The organism is Thermodesulfobacteriota bacterium (assembly GCA_035559815.1).
In the GTDB taxonomy this organism is placed as follows: domain Bacteria; phylum Desulfobacterota_D; class UBA1144; order Nemesobacterales; family CSP1-2; genus DATMAT01.
In genome coordinates this window covers 1-19,058 of the sequence record DATMAT010000030.1, presented here as the reverse complement: position 1 = coordinate 19,058, position 19,058 = coordinate 1, and the positions used below count along the sequence as shown (strand labels likewise).

The 19,058-nt window shown below is 46.2% G+C and carries 19 protein-coding genes; 8 read left to right on the top strand and 11 right to left on the bottom strand.

The window, feature by feature from the left end; translation table 11 throughout:
* Positions 1-287: PA2779 family protein (locus tag VNN20_08890; protein HWP92297.1), on the bottom strand; the 287-nt coding region annotated here is incomplete at its 3' end.
* A gap of 182 nt (positions 288-469) precedes the next feature.
* The gene (locus VNN20_08885) at positions 470-1,273 is read right to left on the bottom strand and encodes a cyclase family protein (protein ID HWP92296.1); all 804 of its coding nucleotides are present in this window, start codon (positions 1,271-1,273) and stop codon (positions 470-472) included.
* A gap of 310 nt (positions 1,274-1,583) precedes the next feature.
* Between VNN20_08885 and VNN20_08880 the strand changes: the two genes are divergently transcribed.
* The gene (locus VNN20_08880) at positions 1,584-3,632 is read left to right on the top strand and encodes an ABC-F family ATP-binding cassette domain-containing protein (GenBank protein ID HWP92295.1); all 2,049 of its coding nucleotides are present in this window, start codon (positions 1,584-1,586) and stop codon (positions 3,630-3,632) included.
* A gap of 29 nt (positions 3,633-3,661) precedes the next feature.
* Here VNN20_08880 and VNN20_08875 read toward each other — a convergent pair whose 3' ends face one another.
* A complete protein-coding gene (locus VNN20_08875; GenBank protein ID HWP92294.1) occupies positions 3,662-3,913 on the bottom strand; it encodes a hypothetical protein in 252 nt (83 codons plus the stop codon).
* A gap of 598 nt (positions 3,914-4,511) precedes the next feature.
* Between VNN20_08875 and VNN20_08870 the strand changes: the two genes are divergently transcribed.
* The gene (locus VNN20_08870) at positions 4,512-4,760 is read left to right on the top strand and encodes a hypothetical protein (protein HWP92293.1); all 249 of its coding nucleotides are present in this window, start codon (positions 4,512-4,514) and stop codon (positions 4,758-4,760) included.
* Between the two features lie 286 nt (positions 4,761-5,046).
* Here the strand turns inward: VNN20_08870 and VNN20_08865 are convergent, their stop codons facing one another.
* The 4 genes from VNN20_08865 to rsmD all read right to left on the bottom strand — a co-directional run bounded on the left by VNN20_08865 (position 5,047) and on the right by rsmD (position 8,667).
* A complete protein-coding gene (locus VNN20_08865; protein ID HWP92292.1) occupies positions 5,047-6,180 on the bottom strand; it encodes an amino acid ABC transporter substrate-binding protein in 1,134 nt (377 codons plus the stop codon).
* A gap of 246 nt (positions 6,181-6,426) precedes the next feature.
* A complete protein-coding gene (locus VNN20_08860) occupies positions 6,427-7,620 on the bottom strand; it encodes a pyridoxal phosphate-dependent aminotransferase (GenBank protein ID HWP92291.1) in 1,194 nt (397 codons plus the stop codon).
* A gap of 4 nt (positions 7,621-7,624) precedes the next feature.
* Positions 7,625-8,119: a pantetheine-phosphate adenylyltransferase gene (gene coaD, locus VNN20_08855; protein HWP92290.1), complete on the bottom strand. Its 495-nt coding sequence runs from the start codon at positions 8,117-8,119 to the stop codon at positions 7,625-7,627.
* A complete protein-coding gene (gene rsmD, locus VNN20_08850; GenBank protein HWP92289.1) occupies positions 8,116-8,667 on the bottom strand; it encodes a 16S rRNA (guanine(966)-N(2))-methyltransferase RsmD in 552 nt (183 codons plus the stop codon). Before rsmD ends, coaD begins: the two co-directional genes overlap by 4 nt.
* A gap of 217 nt (positions 8,668-8,884) precedes the next feature.
* On the opposite strand from rsmD, the gene VNN20_08845 reads away from it, so the two are divergent.
* Together VNN20_08845 and VNN20_08840 are read left to right on the top strand one after the other, a co-directional pair.
* Positions 8,885-10,207: a serine/threonine-protein kinase gene (locus VNN20_08845; protein ID HWP92288.1), complete on the top strand. Its 1,323-nt coding sequence runs from the start codon at positions 8,885-8,887 to the stop codon at positions 10,205-10,207.
* 277 nt (positions 10,208-10,484) lie between these two features.
* Positions 10,485-10,778, top strand: a complete 294-nt coding sequence (locus VNN20_08840; GenBank protein HWP92287.1) for a hypothetical protein — start codon at positions 10,485-10,487, stop codon at positions 10,776-10,778.
* Positions 10,779-10,848: 70 nt separating this feature from the next.
* Here the strand turns inward: VNN20_08840 and VNN20_08835 are convergent, their stop codons facing one another.
* The gene (locus VNN20_08835) at positions 10,849-11,121 is read right to left on the bottom strand and encodes a hypothetical protein (protein HWP92286.1); all 273 of its coding nucleotides are present in this window, start codon (positions 11,119-11,121) and stop codon (positions 10,849-10,851) included.
* A 340-nt stretch (positions 11,122-11,461) separates the two neighbouring features.
* Between VNN20_08835 and VNN20_08830 the strand changes: the two genes are divergently transcribed.
* The 4 genes from VNN20_08830 (at position 11,462) to VNN20_08815 (ending at position 15,642) form a co-directional block, all read left to right on the top strand.
* The gene (locus tag VNN20_08830) at positions 11,462-12,490 is read left to right on the top strand and encodes a tetratricopeptide repeat protein (GenBank protein ID HWP92285.1); all 1,029 of its coding nucleotides are present in this window, start codon (positions 11,462-11,464) and stop codon (positions 12,488-12,490) included.
* A gap of 103 nt (positions 12,491-12,593) precedes the next feature.
* Entirely contained in the window at positions 12,594-13,673 is a 1,080-nt protein-coding gene (locus VNN20_08825; protein ID HWP92284.1) for a hypothetical protein, read from the top strand.
* 288 nt (positions 13,674-13,961) lie between these two features.
* Entirely contained in the window at positions 13,962-15,227 is a 1,266-nt protein-coding gene (locus tag VNN20_08820; protein HWP92283.1) for a diguanylate cyclase, read from the top strand.
* A gap of 145 nt (positions 15,228-15,372) precedes the next feature.
* A complete protein-coding gene (locus tag VNN20_08815) occupies positions 15,373-15,642 on the top strand; it encodes a hypothetical protein (protein HWP92282.1) in 270 nt (89 codons plus the stop codon).
* A 126-nt stretch (positions 15,643-15,768) separates the two neighbouring features.
* Here the strand turns inward: VNN20_08815 and argF are convergent, their stop codons facing one another.
* The 3 genes from argF to argB are packed head-to-tail and all read right to left on the bottom strand — an operon-like array spanning position 15,769 to position 18,763.
* Complete coding sequence (argF, locus tag VNN20_08810; protein HWP92281.1) at positions 15,769-16,686, bottom strand: ornithine carbamoyltransferase; 918 nt, start codon at positions 16,684-16,686, stop codon at positions 15,769-15,771.
* Positions 16,686-17,885, bottom strand: coding sequence for an aspartate aminotransferase family protein (locus VNN20_08805; GenBank protein ID HWP92280.1), 1,200 nt, complete (start codon positions 17,883-17,885; stop codon positions 16,686-16,688). Before VNN20_08805 ends, argF begins: the two co-directional genes overlap by 1 nt.
* Positions 17,882-18,763, bottom strand: a complete 882-nt coding sequence (gene argB / locus VNN20_08800; GenBank protein HWP92279.1) for an acetylglutamate kinase — start codon at positions 18,761-18,763, stop codon at positions 17,882-17,884. The genes VNN20_08805 and argB overlap by 4 nt, the downstream gene beginning before the upstream one ends.
* Between the last annotated feature and the right edge of the window lie 295 nt (positions 18,764-19,058).

Below are 19,058 nucleotides of genomic sequence, written 5' to 3'. Positions count from 1 at the left end.
GCCAACTGATGTATCTGCTCATCGCTCATCCTATCCATCTTGGCCATTACTTCTTCTTTGCTAAGCCCATGGCTCTTAAGCCTCTCCGCCACTATCTTATTCTCCAGCATCCGCCGGACCTTCTCCTCATCCATCCCCCTGAACGCAGCCTTACCACCTGACAGAATCATCTGTGAGCTGACCATGGCCCCTTCTACGCTCTTGGAAATGAGAGAAACCGGGGTGAAGCTGGCCAAAACGATAACTATTATCGATAATCTATAAAGTCTATTTCTCACTAGCTTCATGATTTATCCCCCCTTGGATTAAGGTTTTTTACGAGGAAGAAAAAGGCCCTTTGCCTTTTTCTTGGTTAATTGATTGGGGAATTTATTCATAGTATAAAAAGACAAAAAAGTCAAGGGAAATCTCTACAAAACATAACATTCCTAGGAAAATCGCACATCCTTAACCTAGAAAAAACTCGGCTCTACCTCGCCTCATCCGGAATAAGCGCAACGATGCGCAACGGGCCGCCGCTCCCCCCTTTAATTTTCATGGGCAGCGCAAAAACTATGGCGCCTTTAGCCGGCAACTTTTCCAGGTTGGCTACATTCTCGAACGCCGGAATGTTTTTATCGAAGAGGACCCGATGACTCTCGAACAGCTCCGATTGGCCGTAATCAATGCTGGGGGTGTCGAGCCCCACAGCACTGATCTTGCGGTTTTCGACCAGCCACTTAGCCGCTTCCGGATGAAGACCAGGAAAATGCAAGTCCTTCACCGCATCAGGGCCGCGTTTGTCCGTTCCCATGTATTTGACCCTATCCGGCCAGTAACGGCCGTAGCCGGTGTGCAGGAGAACAATGGCATTATCCGGGATGTTGCCATGTTCTGACTCCCAGGCCGTAAAATCTTCGTTGCTTATTTGGTAGTCTCGGTTCTCCAACGCCTTTGAGGAGACGTCAATGACCACCGCCGGGCCCATCAGTTTTTCCAAGGGAATCTGGTCCACGGTGTTTCGCCCTTCGGCAAAATGGACCGGGGCATCGATGTGCGTCCCGCCGTGTTCGGCGGTAGAGAATTGATAGGCGGAGTAAAAGAATCCCTTATCGGTAACCCCGCTAAACACCGTTTCCAATCGGAAAGGCTCGGAAGTAGGCCAATATACCGTTTCGGAAGAAAAGTCGTGGGTGAGGTCTATTAAGCGCCCGGAGGGAAAAGAACCTGATTTGGTGCAACCGATACCAAACAATAAGACCAAAATTAAAAGAATGTTTATTATACTTCCCATCTTTTAAACCCTCCTTATGAGAAAACAAGTAAACGTACCAGGTGGATGTTCTATTACTTCTCAGCCATTATATAACCGATTGGAAATTGGAGTCAATGAAGATTCTCTTGTTGGGACATTTCACCTCAGCGATTTTAATACAAAAACCGGAGCACAAAAATAGCTAACTTTAAGCCACTCAAGGTATAATTAACCGGGCTATAACTTGTAATTGATTAAGAGTTGCTTTTAGATTTACTCTCACAACCGAGAAAAACTCTCTCGAAAAAACCAGTATAATAAAAAGCCAACTCTTACCCACGTAACAAAAATGATCCAGCTAGTCAACATCTCCCTTAGCTTCGGCGCACAGGTGATCTTTAAAGACCTCTCTTGGCACATCAAGGAGGGAAGGAAAATCGGCCTGGTCGGCCCTAACGGCGTGGGCAAGACGACGCTCATGGATGTTATTGCCGGCATACGGCAGCCCGACTCCGGGTCTATTTCCATGTCCTCCTCTATGACAATTGGTTATCTTCCCCAGGAAATACAGGAGGAAAGATCCGAGCGCACCGTGCTTGACGAAGCCATGACCGCATTCAAGGAGATATACGAACTGGAAAAGGAAGCGGAAAGCATAACCGAGACGCTGAAAGCAGTCTCGGATTTTGAGAGCCAGGAATATAAGAGATTAATTTCCCGCCTGGATATAATCCATACGGAACTTACAGCGAGAGACGCTCACAAGACTCAGTATCAAGCCGAGAAACTACTCATGGGACTGGGGTTTGAAACCGACGAGTTAGCAAAACTTATAGACACCTTTTCCGGCGGCTGGCGTATGCGCGTAGCACTGGCCAAGCTCCTGCTCCGGAATCCCGACCTACTTCTCCTGGACGAGCCTACGAACCATCTGGATATCGAAAGCATCGACTGGCTGGAAAACTATTTGAAAACATTTCCGGGCACGGTAGTGCTGGTATCCCACGACCGTTACTTTCTGGACAGGATGGTCGACCATATCGTCGAACTGACGCTGGGACAGGTTATCGAATACACCGGCAACTACACATCATATCTTCAGCAGAGGGAATCACGGCGGGCTCTGCATGAATCCGCATACGAAAACCAGCAAAGACAAATCCGCCAGATTGAGCGCTTTATCGAACGCTTTCGTTACAAGGCAACCAAGGCCAGACAGGTGCAAAGCCGGATAAAGATGCTAGAGAAGATGGAACGTATTCCTCCTCCACCCGTGGAAGACCCATCTATACATTTTCGGTTCCCAGAGCCGGAGAAGTCCGGAAGGACAGTGATAGAGCTTTCCACTTTCTCTAAAACATACAACCACAAAAGTGGCAATGGCAAAGTGGTGTTTAAAGATACAGGACCCCTGGTAATAGAACGAGGGGACAAGATAGCCCTTGTCGGTAAAAACGGAGCTGGAAAAAGCACGCTGGCCAGGATTCTTCTGGGCATAGAGCCGTTCGAGGGAACGCGTAAGATAGGGTACAAGACTGAAATTACCTATTTCGCCCAGCATCAAGCCGAATCCCTGAACCCGTCAAATACAATCATAGGTGAACTGGAAGAGCACAGCAACGGGAAGAATGAAACCATGCTCAGGTCACTCCTCGGGGCTTTTCTTTTCACCGGCGATGATGTTTTCAAACGCATAGGAGTACTGTCCGGAGGAGAGAAAAGCCGTGTAGCATTAGCAAAAACGCTCATCTCTCCCACAAACTTCATGATATTGGATGAGCCCACCAATCATCTCGACATCCAATCCAGGAAAATACTGATAGAGGCATTGAGCCAGTACACCGGTACTTTTGTCGTTGTAAGCCACGACCGGCATTTTCTGGACAGGATTGCCAACAAGGTATGGTACGTCGGGCACGGCCAGGTTCACGCGTTTCTCGGAAACTATTCCGGTTACCAATACCATTTGAACAAGGAAATGCAAGATTTCTCCACCGATAACAACGGTGGTCAAAAGGCCGAGATAAATAACGAAAATCTTGGTATCGAGGCCGTAAAAACCCGGGACAGATTGAAAGAGAATAAACGCTCGGAGGCTGAAGAACGAAACAAGATGTACCGAGAAGTCCTGGAACGGGGTATCGAGAACTTAAAAGATTGGAAACTGCTATCTCCCAAACAGATTCGAAAAGGACTGGCCGAACTGGAGGAGAGAATACAGAAGATGGAGGAAAGAAAATCAGAGATCGAGAGCCTCCTCCAGAACCCCCGATTCTACGAAGACAAAGAACTTTCCCATGAAATAGCAAACGAGTACTGTCAACTGGAAAACACACTAAACAAGCTGTACGATGAGTGGGAGTCCATCAACATATACTTAGAAGTCGAAGAGACATGAGTTGCCTTCCAGAAACTTTTTATAAACGATCACCCTCTCTCACCCCTCATCAGCGCGTGAATGTCTATCTCCTTACCGTCTTCGGTAATAACATTGGTTTGGTTATTCATGGTCACTACATGAAGTTCCGCCTCCCGGCCATCATCAAACCGTACCCTATACGCCTTACCCACCATCTTGTTAACGCTTCCAAGGATAGTGCCCCTCAGGCCGGGTTCGAATTGACTATCGCCAAGCTTAATCATAAGCTTGACCACAAATCTCGTGCCCGTCGTATACATTAATCGCTACCTCCAGCAAACAATATATCATCCTATCCGGAAATTAGTAAACCGGCGATTTTTCATCAGATGAACTAAGATATTTTACCTGTGGCTAAATGTTAAACGGATGTTTATCGGTCCGGTCTTATGCTCTACAATCGCGCCAGTGCCCCGCTTGTCAAGTTAGGGTCAGCTCATAGGGACCATGGATTACAAAAACTACTAACTCTAAAATCACCCTAAAGTACTATTGTGTTTTTCAAGCTACTTATATATCTAAATAATGTAGTTGAAACAAGGGTTTCGGCAATCTCTTCCGGTCTCTTGAATATTTGTTTTATAAAGCCCGGATAAAAAGCGTGCAGGTTTAGAGTAATGCTTAATAACAAAAAATGGTGGTTGGTTTTTCTGGTACAAATTAGCGATTGACATTCTTTGTCATAATTTTGTCAGCAATTGTATGATGGTGACAATATTTGTCACAACTAGTCCGGCACTACGAGATGAAATTATCGATTATATAAGAATCACAGTAGGTTAAGAGCAATTCCATGCCGTTGGCATAAACATTGCAGTCAATTTAAATATCTATTTATATTAGGTGTAAGAGGACGGTATGGAAGACAATAGCAAATTAAAAACAAATCGTAAGAATGAAATGTTTGTCTTTGACCAGATAACAGGGGAGTTAGAGATACTTGAGATCGAGTTCGACTACCCGGGATGGGAAAAGCTAAAAGAGGCAAAGGACGGATTAAAAGGCATAGAAAAAGAGGTAGGTGTAGGGACTTTGCAATCAGATGCTACTGTGAAAACAGGAGATGAGAAAGTAAGCATAGTTGTCTTCCCAGCAGCAAATGAATGAGACAGATTTAGCGACTTAATAGATGGCCGAGACGAGAATCAAAAAGTTCATTATGAAACTTGAGCAAGATTACACCCGGAAGGTGGACAATCAAAAAGAGGATGGAGGAAAATAAGGTAACAGGGGAATCGATTTTTTAATTCATCCGTGAGCAATTTTCATAAATTCCCCATCCTCCAAAGGGTAAGCCGGTAACAACGTCAAGCTGGCTTACCCTTTTTTATTTACCGCCTGTGCTCTGACTTACCATATAACAAATTCATTAGCGATCGTCAGAAACAAAAACTCAGGCTATCGGCTTAGGATATATCGGGCTGGTTTCAGCCAACCCCTCTGGATAAACGATTAGTTTATTCCCAGCCTGCCATTGAACCACTAGCACTTCATGACCTACCTGTTTGCCGGAGGCCGAGTCAACCTTGAAATGCCCGTAGAATGTATCAAAGTCCGCTTTACCTGTCCAATCCCTTAACACCGAGTCCTCTAGAGTCCCCGTTTCCTCGACGGACCTTTGAATGATTAGGCCGATGTTATAGCTTTGGGCGGCGGTATAGTCGGGATATTTTCCATATCTGGCTTTGAATGTAGCCGAGAACTGATCAGGGGTTGGGCCGAATTCCGGTTTTACCCTGATTCCCTGCTCCCACTGACTAGGCGCCAGGAATCCCTCAGATTGCTCTCCCAGCGCTTTATGGAACTCCTTTATACTGGCGGCTATAAGCCCGATCGCGTTGGCGTGAACCCTCTTTTCCAAGATTTGCCTTGCCAGAAGTAGGTCATCCTCCATTCTTCCCGCGCCGAGAATCAAATCGGGGTTATATTCTTTAGCCCGACCGAGAAGAGATGAGAAATCCTGAGTGCCCGACCGGTATCTAAATTCGGTTACATCAAAACCATACCCGCCGGAAAAACGCCTGGCTCCATCCGATACCATGCCGGAAAAACCGCTGTCCTCAGCGCGAAAAATAGCTACCTTCCTCGCCTGGCTGTCGATTTTTCTGACCATTTCAATTAGTCCATTAAAGTATTCACTTGCCGGGCTAATTGCGCTTACTACATATTTAAATCCCTTCTCGAAAATCTCGTCCGTCGCTCCGCCGTGGTTCCAGAGTATTTTTTCATATCTCTCTGAAACTGGGGCCGCAGCTAGGGTAAGCCCGCTCGAATAGGGGCCTATCAGGATATCGACTCGATCCCCAGAAATGAGCCTTTCCACAAGCTCGGTGCACTCTTCCGCCGAGCTCCGGTCATCGTAGTGAATGAGTTTGACCGGGATTCTTTTTCCATACTGTTTAACAAAGATACCTCCTGATTTGTTTATTTCCTCGGCCCAGAGTAAAAGCCCCTCAAAGCTCTCCCTCCCTTGGATTTGATATCTTCCGGTCAAAGAAATTGAAATACCTACTTTTATCTTTAGCATTAATAGAATCCTAAATAATTGGCTTGACCGTAAATCTAGACGAGTAGAGTAGTAGGGAACGCATATATGCGTTCCCTACATTAGTTAAAACTAACCTAATCACTTTACCTTAAAAGACTTTAGATTTCGTCGAGCTTTGTGTAGACTCCGGACACGAACAACTTGCTAGAGAACTTCCGCGTTGATTCGATAAACATGCTTGACCAAGATATTTCGGGAAAGAGATGTTTTATTTCCTCATAGGATTCATTTCAGTTTTTCCACGGCTTTCTCTACTCTATCGATGCCTTTCTTTATCTCATCCATCGAGGTAGCATAGGAGATTCTGATATGATTATCCGACCCGAATTCTATCCCGGGAACGACAGCGACTTTCGCTTCCTCCAGGAGGAACTCAGTAAAATCGACGGAATTTTTTATCTCTTTTCCATTATGCTTCTTTCTATAAAATCTCGAAATATTGGGAAACACATAGAAGGCACCCTGGGGATTAAAACACTTGAAACCGGGAATGTCGCTTAGCCTCTTCACTATGTAATTCTTTCTCTTCTCAAATTCCATTGCCATCTTTTTTACTTCTTCTTGTGAGCCTTGAAACGCTTCTACAGCCGCTATCTGAGAAATGGATACCGGGTTTGACGTGGACTGTCCCTGGAGATTATTCATAGCCCCGATTATTTTTTTATCCCCGGCCGCAAATCCGATCCTCCATCCGGTCATGGAATAAGATTTGGAGACACCGTTCACCAGTATGGTGGACTTCTTCACCTCCTCGCCCAACTTGGCTACCGGTGTGTGGGTAAGCCCGTCGTATAGAATCTTTTCGTAAATCTCATCGGAAATTATAATCAATCCCGAATTCATAGCGATATTGACTATATCTTTCAACTCCTCCTCGTTATAAGTAGCCCCGGTGGGGTTAGAAGGATAGTTGAGTATTAACGCCTTGGTCCTGGGAGTGATCAGTTTTTTGAGCTTGTCCGGGTCGATTTTGAACCCGGCTTCCTCCTCGGTCTCGATAATTACCGGAGTGCCCCCGGCAAGGCTTACCTGCTCCGGATATGAGACCCAGTAAGGGGAAGGAATTATGACCTCGTCCCCATCCTCAAAGAGGACCTGGGATAGATTATATAGAGTATGCTTGGCGCCACAGGATACGATTATCTCTGCCTTATCGTACTGAAGCGCGTGGTCTTCCTTTAGACGATAAATAATAGCGTTCTTAAGCTCGTCGATTCCGCCCACAGCGGTGTACTTGGTGAATCCTTCTTTTATGGCCTTGATGGCCCGGTCTTTTATGTTATCCGGGGTATCGAAATCGGGCTCTCCAGCCCCGAATCCGACTACGTCTATGCCCTGAGCCTTGAGGGCCTTGGCCTTGGCAGTAATCGCCAGTGTCGCCGACGGCTTTAGTTTTTCCGCGCGTGCGGCTAGTCTCATCTAGTTAATCCTCCCTATGCTTGAGTAACTTCTCCCTCAACTTTTTCTCCACAATCTCCGGAACCATCTCCTTTGCAGAGCCGCCCAGGGTTATTATCTCCTTAATAAGCGAAGAGCTGATGTGTGAATATACGCTTTCGGTAACCATAAATACCGTCTCCAGCTCCGAATAGAGCAGTTTGTTAGATAACGCCATTTGAAGCTCGTATTCGAAGTCGGACACCGTTCTCATACCGCGAAGCACTATATTTGTTCCTATTTTCTTTGCGTATTCCACTAATAATCCCTCGAAGTAATCTATCTTTACCTCTGAACGGTTTTTGAATATCTCCCGTATGATTTCCACCCTTTCCTCTAGAGTAAAGGTAGTCTTCTTGGAAGTATTATGAGCGACGGCGACTATCACCGTATCAAAGACCTTGACCCCGCGCTCGATTATGTTGATATGGCCGTTCGTGAACGGGTCGAAAGAGCCGGGATAGATTGCGACTCTCTTCATCTGTCACCTCTTCTGAAAAAGCTGAGCTGGGTACCGCCAAAAGGCTTAGTAACCTTATTAAAGTGTCCCGGCAGGTCGTCTATCTTGTAGTTATGTTCGATCACGATTACCCCGTCATCCTCGAGGAGTTCCGATACATCCTCGATAAAATCAGAAACCCCCTTGGTTCCGTAGGAAATGTAGGGCGGGTCGATAAAGACCAGGTCGAATTTTTGTCCGCCCCTTTTAAGCCTCCTTAGCGCCCGTTGGTAGTGGACGCATATCAAATCTGCCCTGTCCATGAAGCCGCAAAGTGTTATATTCTCCTTGAGCACTCTACAAACAGAAGGGTCCTTCTCCACAAATGTCACGTGGGCTACATCCCGACTCAAAGCCTCTAAACCCAAACTTCCGGAACCGGCAAACAGGTCTAGCACCCTCAGTCCTTTTATATCACCGAGTGTGTCGAATATGGTTTTTTTTACCCTTCCGGTGGTGGGCCTAACGCCCTTTCCCCTAGGAACCTTTAATTTTCTACCCTTTGCCTTGCCTGTTAGCACATGCAACATCGGGTTTATACTACCATGCTAACCCATTTTGGCAAAAAGGAATAAGATAGCCACGGAGTTCACTGAGATAAGAGACTTTTTAATCATATTAAGCCGGAATAGTGCCATCCTGGTAAGCCTACGACCATCTTCCGTAAGCTCGCTGTATAATTAGGTCTGAGCTAAAAAGGCCGGGATTTCTTCATATTACCGGCGAATGTGTAGAGGGGGAGCCGATATGGTAGGCAAGGAAGTCGGTTCTTACAGATTATTGGAAAAGATCGGCCAGGGTGGGATGGGCATAGTCTATAAGGGCATACATATAACCCTGGAACAAGAGGTAGCGATCAAGGTGCTTTCCCCTCAATTTTCGGAAGACCCCAACATGAGGAAGAGGTTCATCAAGGAAGCTAGGATCCAAGCCAAATTCTCCCACCCCAACGTAGTCAACCTGCTTAATTATGTGGAGGAGGAGGATGAAGTCTTCCTGATAATGGAATTCGTGAACGGCGAAACCTTGGAGAAGAGGTTAAGAAGAGAAAATGCGCTAGCAATAGAAGAAGCGGTATCAATATCCTCGAGTGTCTTACAGGCTCTAGACTTTATGCACTCAAAGGGGGTGATTCATCGAGATATTAAACCCAGTAACATCATGTTCACCGAAAGCGGCCTGGTTAAAGTCACTGATTTTGGAATAGCCAAAGTAATAGGCGAGAAAGCACTGACTAAAACAGGCCTGGTCGGGACATTTCGTTATATGTCACCTGAACTGATACTGGGAGAGGAAACCAGCGTTGCATCCGATGTCTATTCCTTCGGCATTACCTTTTACGAGATGCTCACCGGAACGGTTCCGTTCAACAGCGACTCAGAGTACAAAATCATGAAAGGCCACCTAGAGGAAAAGCCTTTACCTCCTTGGGAGATAAACAACAAGGTCTCAAGAAAGCTGGGCAAAGTCATCCTGAAGGCCCTGGCTAAAAACCCGGAAGACCGCTATGAGAACGTCAGGGACTTTGCACGAGATATGGAAACGGCGATCAAAAAACCAAAATGGTCGAATATACTGCCACAAAGGCTTGGTATCAGGGTTTGGGAGCTTCATTCGGACAAAAAGAGTTTTTTAGTTCTGGCCATGCTGGCAATCATGCTTATCTCCGTCTTCCCCATACTAAAAAAGGCAGAGGATAGCGAGTCTTTTGAGGCGGGTAAGACCAGTTCGCAATTCGAGTCCTCACTCCCTGATAGCGTGAACCCCGGTATGGGAGTAACACACTATCAATCAACCGATCACCAAATCGAGATAAAGGAAAGGTATCGCGAGGAGGCTCCGGGCAAGGATGCATCATTGAAAACAATCAATAATAAACTAGGCGCCGAAGAAGAACTGCCAGCCGGAGAAACTAAGAAGGCATCATTCCAGAAGGCAGGCTCGCTTGAAAAATCTACCGAAAACAAATATGAAAAAATCGAAATGGCGGAAACCGGAACTTTATTCAAAAACGAGGAAAAACGCTTTTCAAAACCGAATAAGAAAGATAGGTGGAATATTAGAAAGTGAGCATAACAACCTTGACCCAGGTTAACGGTGCTATTGTCCGTCCAAGTCTAATTTTTCCTAATTATTAGTTGTGCTATTTTGCACAGTTTTACAGTGCATTATCACACATCTCATTATATTTATAAATCACTCAAGATTACTCACAAACATAACCGGCAAAGAACACTAAGGAATTAGAATTACCCCAAGGCTGGTACGGATATTGCCAATTTATCATGAAACCCTGTCGCTATATGACCGGTTTAAATATGTAGGCTCAATTATAGGAGGAGAAAAGATGAAAAAATTGCTTCTAATAGCTGTCTTAATAACAGTTCTTGCAATACCGGCTACATCAATGGCCGGAACCGATTTTTTTATAAATTTCGGCATTGGCGCCCCGGCACCTGTCTATGTGGCTCCGAGCCCGGTGTACGTTGCCCCACCACCCGTTGTTGTAGCCCCACGCCCAGTTTTTATCCAACCGGCTCCGATATTTATTGCCCCGTATGGTCATTTCAAATACCACAAGCACCACAAGAAGCATTATAAGCATTATTACAAGTATTACGACGATGATTATGATGATTAAAGGTTCCAAAAGAGAGTAATCTAAACCTCGGTATAGTTATAACCAGGAACCATTTATGAAAAAGCCTCAATTATATAGAGGTAGAAGCCAATACCAACTCCGGGTTAAATGAGGAGGAAAGGATGAAAAGATTTCTCCTAATTCTCTCACTCATAGTCTCATCATTTATTCTATTTCCCATAACTACAAGGGCAGACACAAACCTATTCCTCAATCTAGGAATCGGAGAGGGTATCCCCGCCCCGGTATTCATCGCTCCATCACCCGTTGTATACAGTGCGCCAGCGTTCGCCTCCGTATCACTGGTTTCGAGGATCGGTTCAAACGCGTTCTTAAGCTTCAACGTCGGCCTGCCCGCTCCGGTTTTTGTTGCTCCCGCTCCGGTTGTTCTGGTACCCCCGGTTTATACCTACCCCTCAGTTACAATAGAACCTGCTCCAGTTTTTGTTCATCCAGCGCCTGTTATTATTCACTCTGCCCCAAGGCATATTCATATACACAGCCATCCTCACGGAGGCCCTCCTGGACTCCTTAAAAAGTATCATGGGCACCCTCATGGAGGTCCCCCGGGACACTTCAAGCAACACCATTACGGGCACAAAAGCTTCAAGGTGAAACATAAACACAAATAGGGCTTGCTATTTTTGCAGCAACTGAGATAAAAACAATCACAGGACTAAGCAATGAAATACAAAACTGTAAAATCTATTGCTTACGGCTTAGCGTCAGTGTTCTTATTCTGTCTACTTTCCTTTGGCTGCTCATCCCCCGAGGAGAAGCTGGAAAAGGCTAAAGAGCACTACTCAAAGGGGAGAGAAGCCTACCTGCTTTTCTCGCCAGAGGGTCTACAAGAAGCAATAACTCAATATGAAAAGGCAGTCGAACTGGATAAAAGCTACGCCCCAGCCTATTCCGGGCTTGGAGAAGCCTATTCCTTTTATGGTCTATGGAAAGAGCAAAATGAAAATAAAAAAGAGGTTAACCTCTATGATAAGTCGCTTGAACACAGTCAGAAGGCAATAGAGCTTGCGCCAGATTCGGGTGATTCTCATCGTGCTCTCGCCTCAAGCTATCGTGCATTAGGCAGGTTTGAGGAAGCCAAAAAGGAAGCGGAGAAGGCCGTTGAGCTTAACCCGGACGATGCGGAGGCTTATTACATACTCTGGACCGTTACCGATGCAGACGTAAACAGCAAATACATCAAAAAGGCCCTCGACCTGAACCCGAATTTGAGCGTTGCCTATAATGACTTGGGTTATATCTACTACACTAAAGGCAAATACGATAAAGCTGCCGAGCACCTTATAAAGGCAATCGAGGTAAACCCACATTTATTGCAGGCCTATAATAATCTCGGTCTTACCATGGCAGCACAGAAAAGGTTTGATGAAGCAGAGGAGGAATACAGGAAGGCCATAGAAGTAAACCCGGACTATAGCCTTGCTCGCTACAACCTGGGGGTTGCCCTGGGAAACCAGGGTCGGTATGACGAAGCCATAAGCGAATTTGAGCAGGTAATACAAATGAATCCTGACTTTCCCGAGGCCCATATAACCCTGGCGCTAGCATACGAAAGCAAAGGGGAAAGGGACAAAGCCGTAAAGAACTATCAAAATTTTATCGACCTTCCCGCGGCTGATAATCCAAGATACGAAAAACTGGTGGCGGAGGCTAAGAACAGGATTAAAAACCTAGAACAAAACAACAGGTAGTAATCCTCTTATGTTATAGATTTTTCTGGCCATTTTGGAGAATCCATAACAATGAGTCACCTTAATTTTCTGAAATTCTAACTATTGGCAAAGGAGGGGAGGTATGAACGGATTGATAAAAAGCTTGTCTTTTTCTCTGGCATTAGCATTGACTGTGTCCGCCGGACTTATTAGTTGCGGCGGAGGGGATGGTGACGGTGGCCAGAATGGCGGGGAGACAACCACCATAAACGGCAGGGTAGCCGATGTTATGACGGCAAATGCTCCATCAGAAAAAAAGACATCCATGTTAGCCCTGATCAAAGACTTTTTGAGCCTTTCCAAAAAAGCCAATGCCCAGGCCTCGGCTGTTTCCGGAATCACCGTCGAGCTGATAGTAGATGGAGAAACAGTAGATACCGACATTACCGATGAAGAAGGTAACTTCACCCTGAGCCTAACGTCCAGTGCTACCACAAATATAACCCTGGTCTTTATTACAGATGAATTCAGCGCCTCTACAGAAATCACCTCACCACCGGGATCCATAATAAATATAGTTGTCACCCTAAACCCGGATGAGGTTATAGTCGACGAAATGGAGGTAGAAGGAACGATCAGGTGCGAGACCGGCTTTGTTGACATTAGCGAATTGGGTGCGGATATCGTGGTCGACGGTGGAGGAGTAGATGATTGCATACGAGTCGAAGGTAACTGTGTTCTTAACGTTGAGTCCGGTAGCCTCATACTCACCAATTGCCAGAGATGTATCGATGCTGGTGGCACTGCCGAATTAACTATTATATCGGGATATATATCTTGTGATTCGACCGAGGACGGCATAAGAGCCAGAGGCACATCAGCAACCGTTAGCCTCGCTACTACCGATGATATCAGCGTAACCTCTGGAGCTAACGGAATTAGAGCGGAAGGAAACTCGACTCTTAGTCTAGACGCCGAGGGTAACATCAACATATCAGGCGAAGAAAACGGGATTAGAGCAGAAGGAAACTCAACCACCACCCTGAGCGCAGGTGAGAACATAGACATATCCGGTAATGAAAACGGAATTAGGGCGGAAGGGACATCGACAGTTGATGTAAGCGCTCTGGGGGAATGTACGATCTTCGGGTCCGATAGCCCGATTCGAGAAGACGGCGTTCCGACGGTAGATGTCGGCAACTGTCTTCTTATCGGGCCGTAACGGCATCTGCGGACAAACCGATTTAACCATATAGCAAGGACAGGCCAATGAAATTGGGCATTCTCAGGTCTCTGCTTGCGAAAAACATAGATCGACCAGCTTGACCGTATTGGTGTTCAAAGCCTTGTATTCTGACAAAATTTGTCTTTCATATCATAATCCGGATATAAGTTATTAAAAAAACTCTGCGATATATGAGAGTTAAGACATAAATATTCATGGCATAGTCTTTGCTAAAATCAGCTTGTCCTTAAAAATTACCAAAATCCGAACAGTATTGGAGTAAGCATGGAAGACAGGCTCAAGATCCTACTGGTAGAAGACGACCTTAGCTACGCCCAGCTTGTTCAGATGATATTGGCAAAAGCCAAGGATGCCTCTTTTGAGGTAGAATGGAAAGACCGTCTTCAGTCGGCTTTAGACCGGTTATCATCCGAAGAATATGACCTGGTCCTCCTAGACCTGAGCCTGCCTGATAGTGGAGGAATAGACACATTCATCAAACTGCATGCACAGGAGCCATACGCACCGGTCATGCTCCTAACCGGAACCGATGACGAGACCCTGGCCCTAAAAGCCGTTCAGATGGGCGCTCAGGATTATTTAGTCAAGGGAGATGTTGATAGCAAACACCTGGTACGCTCTATACTTTATGCCATTCAAAGACATCGGGCTCAGATAAATGAACAGAGACAGAACCTCTGGAGTAAGGAAAACAACCTCAGAAACGTCATAGAAAGAAATGCCGACGGGATAGTCATCGTAGATAAAGACGGAATGATACTTTATGCCAATCCCGCTGCAGAAGTCCTTTTCTCCCGCAGTAAGGAAGAGCTAATGGGTGAGGTTTTTGGCTTCCCCCTGGAAATAAACGAAAAAACACAGGTCAACATAGTCAATAAAGATGGGAGCAAGCTAGTAGCAGAAATGCAGGTGGTCAAGATTAAGTGGGACGGTAAAACCGCTCATCTGGCATCGCTCCGAGACATAACCGACTACAAGAGAAACGAGGAAGCATTGAGAAACCAATCCCTCACCGATGAGCTTACCGGTTTATACAACCGACGCGGTTTTTTAACCCTGGCCGAGCGATACTTAGATTCGATAAAAGGAACAGATGAAAGATTCCTGGTTTATTTCTTAGATATGGACGGGCTAAAACAAATAAACGACACCTTCGGCCATAAAGAGGGCAACCAAGCCCTTATGGAGATAGCGCAGGTACTGAGGCAGACCTTTCGTACCTCCGACATTACTGCTCGCCTTGGAGGAGACGAGTTCGTGGTTCTTGTTAAAGACGTCTCTAAAGACTGCGCTGAAATAATCTCCAGAGCCTTACATAGCAGCCTGGAGGCGGTTAATGCCAAGGGGAATCGCCCCTACAAACTATCCGCAAGTATAGGGGTAACCTGCTATGACCCTAATCAGCCCAGCTCCATCGAGGAGCTTCTGATTCGTGCTGATGAGCTGATGTACTCAAACAAACAGAATAAAAAGGCTATAAGCGCACCGCGATCATCATATCCGGTTCTGGCTAAAGCTCAAAGCAGGTAGTAGACCCTGTCAAAGAACAAAGTATTACTTTCACTAAGGATATTCCTGAGGAGTCGGCTAACTGGCGGCGTTGACCTTGGCTGGCTAAATCATTATAATTTAGCTTACTTGTAAACAAAGTAAGTAAGAAGGAGGATGTGCGAAAATGAAGAGATTAGCCTGCACCTTAGCTCTTGGAATACTAATCTTTAGTTCCACTGCATTTGCTCAGGGAGCGGGTCAACAGGAAATTACCGTATATGACCCGGCTGATGCGATTCATCCCTTCAAACTGGCCAGTCTGGTTATCCGGCCTCCGGTTGCGCTTCTCAATATTTTCATAAAAGGCGGCTACTGGGTTCTAGACTCTAAGCCCATAAGGGGGGCGTTCGACATAGACTACCAGCCACGAATGAGCATAGACGAAGATTACTGAGTTAAAATGAACCACCCGGCAGCGAGTTGCAGGGTATCCGAAAATTTCCCCTCCCTTGATGGGAGGGGATGAAGGGGAGGGTGAAACACCCCCATTCCATCCTTTAACTCGAAAAAAGACTGAAATTTAACTACCGATAAACTTCTCCAGTATCGCTTTTCCAGTGTGCAGCCTATTCTCCGCCTGCTCAAAAACGATCGAGTTAGGCCCGTCTATTACTTCGTCCGTAATCTCCTCGCCCCGGTGAGCGGGTAGACAGTGCATCACCAACGCACTCGACTTTGCCATAGAGAGAAGCTCCTCGTTAATCTGGTAGGGTTTAAAGATTTTGAGCTTTTCCCTGGTGCTTTCTTCCTGCCCCATGCTGACCCATACATCGGTGTATAGCACGTCTGCTTTCTCTGCGGCAACCTTAGGGTCATTCACTATCTCGATTTTCTGAGCCCGATACTCCTCTCTGGCTTTCCTCAGTATGTTCTTATCCGGCTCATATCCCTTGGGAACCGCTATGCTCAGATGAAAGCCAAATATCGCCGCAGAGCCGATCAAGGAATTGGTTACGTTATTTCCGTCCCCGATATAGGCAAGCTTTATTTTATGGACGTCTAAGCCCTTCTCCTTTATCGTAAACAGGTCTGATACAATCTGGCAGGGATGCTCTAGGTCGGTAAGGGCATTAATTACCGGAATTGACGAATGCTCGGCGAATTCTTCGATCCTCTCTTGGCCATAAGTCCTGATTATAACCCCGTTAAGATATGAGGAGAGTACCCTTGCAGTGTCGGCTATGGTCTCGCCTCGACCAAGCTGTATGTCCCGTGGGTTCAGATATATCGGATTCCCACCTAAATCCATTATTCCGACTTCGAACGATATCCTGGTCCTAGTCGAGAGCTTCTCAAATATCATCCCCACAAATTTACCCCTTAAAGTTGGCTGTACCTTTCCCTTTTTCTTGAGCGCCTTGAGCTGAGCGGCCCGGTCGAAGATGGATTCTATTTCCCCTTTCTCCAGGTCAAAGATGCTGAGCAGATGTCTCGGCATTAAGACACCTCGCTGAATGACTGGTTAAATTTATCTATCGCAAAATCGATTTCACCTTGATTCACTATAAGAGGAGGGAGTATTCTTATCACCCTCTCCTGGGTGAGAATGGTAAGAAGCCCCTTAGCCATGCATTTGCCAAAGACCTGCTTTGCCTTATCCCTGTCTTTAAGCTCAATTCCCAGAATAAGACCCTTCCCCCTCGACTCTTTTATTAACTTTTTGTATTTCCTCTGCAACAGAGTAAGCCTATCCAGAAAATAATCGCCCATCCTAGCCGCATTATCCAATAATCCATCACCGAGTATGGTTTTCAACACTGCGCAGCCGGCGTGCATAGCTAGGGCATTCCCACCCAGGGTAGAGCCATGAGAACCCGGAGTCAGATACATGGCAACCTCATCACGCGCCAAGACCGCACCACAGGGTATCCCACCGCCCAAAGCCTTGGCCAGGGTCATTATATCCGGCTCCACACGGTAATCTTCGTAGGCAAACAACCTTCCCGTCCTTCCCAGGCCGACCTGGATCTCGTCGAGTATTAATAGTACCTTTTTCCGATGGCAAAGCTCCCTGACATTTAATAAATAGTCGCTCGGGGGAATTACCACGCCGTTTTCCCCCTGTATCGGCTCGAGCATCACCGCACATATCTTTTCATCCTTAAGCACCCTTTCCAGCGGCCCTATCTTTCCATAGGGGACGAACTTGAACCCGGGAACGAGCGGGGTAAAACCCTTTTGATATTTCTTATGCCCGGTGGCGCTCAGCGCTCCCAGTGTTCTACCGTGAAAGGAACCCCGGGCCGAGACTATTTTATATCTTCCCCCATTTGCCTCGCCCCATCTCCGGGCAAGTTTTATTGCTCCCTCGTTGGCCTCGGTACCGCTGTTGCAGAAAAAAACCTTGTCTGCGAAAGAGTTCCTCACCAGAATCTCTGCCAATTCAACCTGCGGCTCTATGTGATATAAGTTGGAGACATGAATCACGCTTTTAGCCTGCTCCTCTATGGCATTCAATATCGCCGGATGGCTATGGCCTAGGTTTGTCACCGCGATCCCGGTGGTGAAATCGAGGTATCTTTTACCGTCTTTATCCCATAACCAGCACCCCTCTCCTCTCACCGGTACTATGGGATATCGGGAATAGTTATGGATTAGGTATCTCTCTGATTTTGAGATAATTTGTTCGGTGTTCAAAGCAGTATCTCTGTCCCCACGCCGGCATCGGTGAATATCTCGAGTATGAGTGCATGCTCCACCCTTCCATCGATGATATGCACCTTATTGACTCCCTCGTGTATAGCCTCTATTGCACACATAACCTTGGGTATCATTCCTCTCGAGATCACTCCCTTTCTTATCAGCTCCCTTGCCGATCGCTCATCGAGGGAAGAAATTAGGTTCTTCTCTTGATCCAGTATTCCCGGCACGTCGGTGAGGATAACCAACTTCTCCGCTTGAAGCGCTCCGGCGATCTTTCCGGCAACATGGTCGGCATTTATGTTGTAAGACTTGCCATCCTCGTCAAAGCCGATCGGAGCTATTACCGGAATGAAGCCCGACTGCTCAAGGACCTTTATCAAATGAGGGTTTACCTTTTCCACCTCACCAACCATTCCCAGGTCGGTATCCTCCGGTATGTCCAGGCCATTGTCATGAGCGAGCTTCGATACGTCAATTTTTCTAGCGGCTATTATTTTCCCTTCTTTTCCGGATGCACCTACCGCCTTACCGCCGAGCGAGTTTATCGCTGAAATTATCTCCTGATTGACCTTCCCCACCAGCACCATCTCCACTATTTCCATCGTCTCGGAATCGGTAACCCGGAGCCCGGCGACGAACTTGGACTCTATTCCCAGTCTTCCCAGAAGACTGCCAATCTGAGGACCCCCTCCATGAATTACCACCGGATGCATCCCCACATACTTCATGAGGACAATGTCGCGGGCAAAATTATGCAGCTCCTTCCCGCCTATGCTCCCGCCGTACTTCACCACGATGGTCTTGTCGTAGAATTCCCTTATGTAAGGAAGGGCCTCGACGAGCGTTTCCGCCTTTTGAATTAATTCTTTCATTTAGGGTAGGTTAGCCAAAAATATAAGCTAACTATTATATAGTAAATAAAGTTTGTTGCAATAAAATAAGAGAAATGTTGTAGAGACACGCCACGGCCTGTCTCTACACTAAAGGGCACATCAAATATAAATGTTTGCAACTAATATAATTAGCCTATTTAATTAATCCGATATAATCTGTTATATTTCCTACCCGGGAATTAGCTAATATGACCGCAAATAAGGACGACATACAACTCGACATAAGCGAGAAAGGAAGAAGAAAAGACGGGACTCCCATATCGTTAGACCGGAG

Excerpts from the sequence above, each read along its gene's own strand:
- VNN20_08840 (HWP92287.1), top strand. The coding sequence starts at position 10,485 with ATGAAAAAATTGCTTCTAATAGCTGTCTTAATAACAGTTCTTGCAATA.
- coaD (HWP92290.1), bottom strand. The coding sequence starts at position 8,119 with ATGAAGAGAGTCGCAATCTATCCCGGCTCTTTCGACCCGTTCACGAAC.
- VNN20_08830 (HWP92285.1), top strand. The coding sequence starts at position 11,462 with ATGAAATACAAAACTGTAAAATCTATTGCTTACGGCTTAGCGTCAGTG.
- VNN20_08825 (HWP92284.1), top strand. The coding sequence starts at position 12,594 with ATGAACGGATTGATAAAAAGCTTGTCTTTTTCTCTGGCATTAGCATTG.
- argB (HWP92279.1), bottom strand. The coding sequence starts at position 18,763 with ATGAAAGAATTAATTCAAAAGGCGGAAACGCTCGTCGAGGCCCTTCCT.
- VNN20_08815 (HWP92282.1), top strand. The coding sequence starts at position 15,373 with ATGAAGAGATTAGCCTGCACCTTAGCTCTTGGAATACTAATCTTTAGT.
- rsmD (HWP92289.1), bottom strand. The coding sequence starts at position 8,667 with ATGTTGCATGTGCTAACAGGCAAGGCAAAGGGTAGAAAATTAAAGGTT.
- VNN20_08860 (HWP92291.1), bottom strand. The coding sequence starts at position 7,620 with ATGAGACTAGCCGCACGCGCGGAAAAACTAAAGCCGTCGGCGACACTG.
- VNN20_08870 (HWP92293.1), top strand. The coding sequence starts at position 4,512 with ATGGAAGACAATAGCAAATTAAAAACAAATCGTAAGAATGAAATGTTT.
- VNN20_08885 (HWP92296.1), bottom strand. The coding sequence starts at position 1,273 with ATGGGAAGTATAATAAACATTCTTTTAATTTTGGTCTTATTGTTTGGT.
- VNN20_08875 (HWP92294.1), bottom strand. The coding sequence starts at position 3,913 with ATGTATACGACGGGCACGAGATTTGTGGTCAAGCTTATGATTAAGCTT.
- VNN20_08820 (HWP92283.1), top strand. The coding sequence starts at position 13,962 with ATGGAAGACAGGCTCAAGATCCTACTGGTAGAAGACGACCTTAGCTAC.
- VNN20_08880 (HWP92295.1), top strand. The coding sequence starts at position 1,584 with ATGATCCAGCTAGTCAACATCTCCCTTAGCTTCGGCGCACAGGTGATC.
- argF (HWP92281.1), bottom strand. The coding sequence starts at position 16,686 with ATGCCGAGACATCTGCTCAGCATCTTTGACCTGGAGAAAGGGGAAATA.
- VNN20_08865 (HWP92292.1), bottom strand. The coding sequence starts at position 6,180 with ATGCTAAAGATAAAAGTAGGTATTTCAATTTCTTTGACCGGAAGATAT.
- VNN20_08845 (HWP92288.1), top strand. The coding sequence starts at position 8,885 with ATGGTAGGCAAGGAAGTCGGTTCTTACAGATTATTGGAAAAGATCGGC.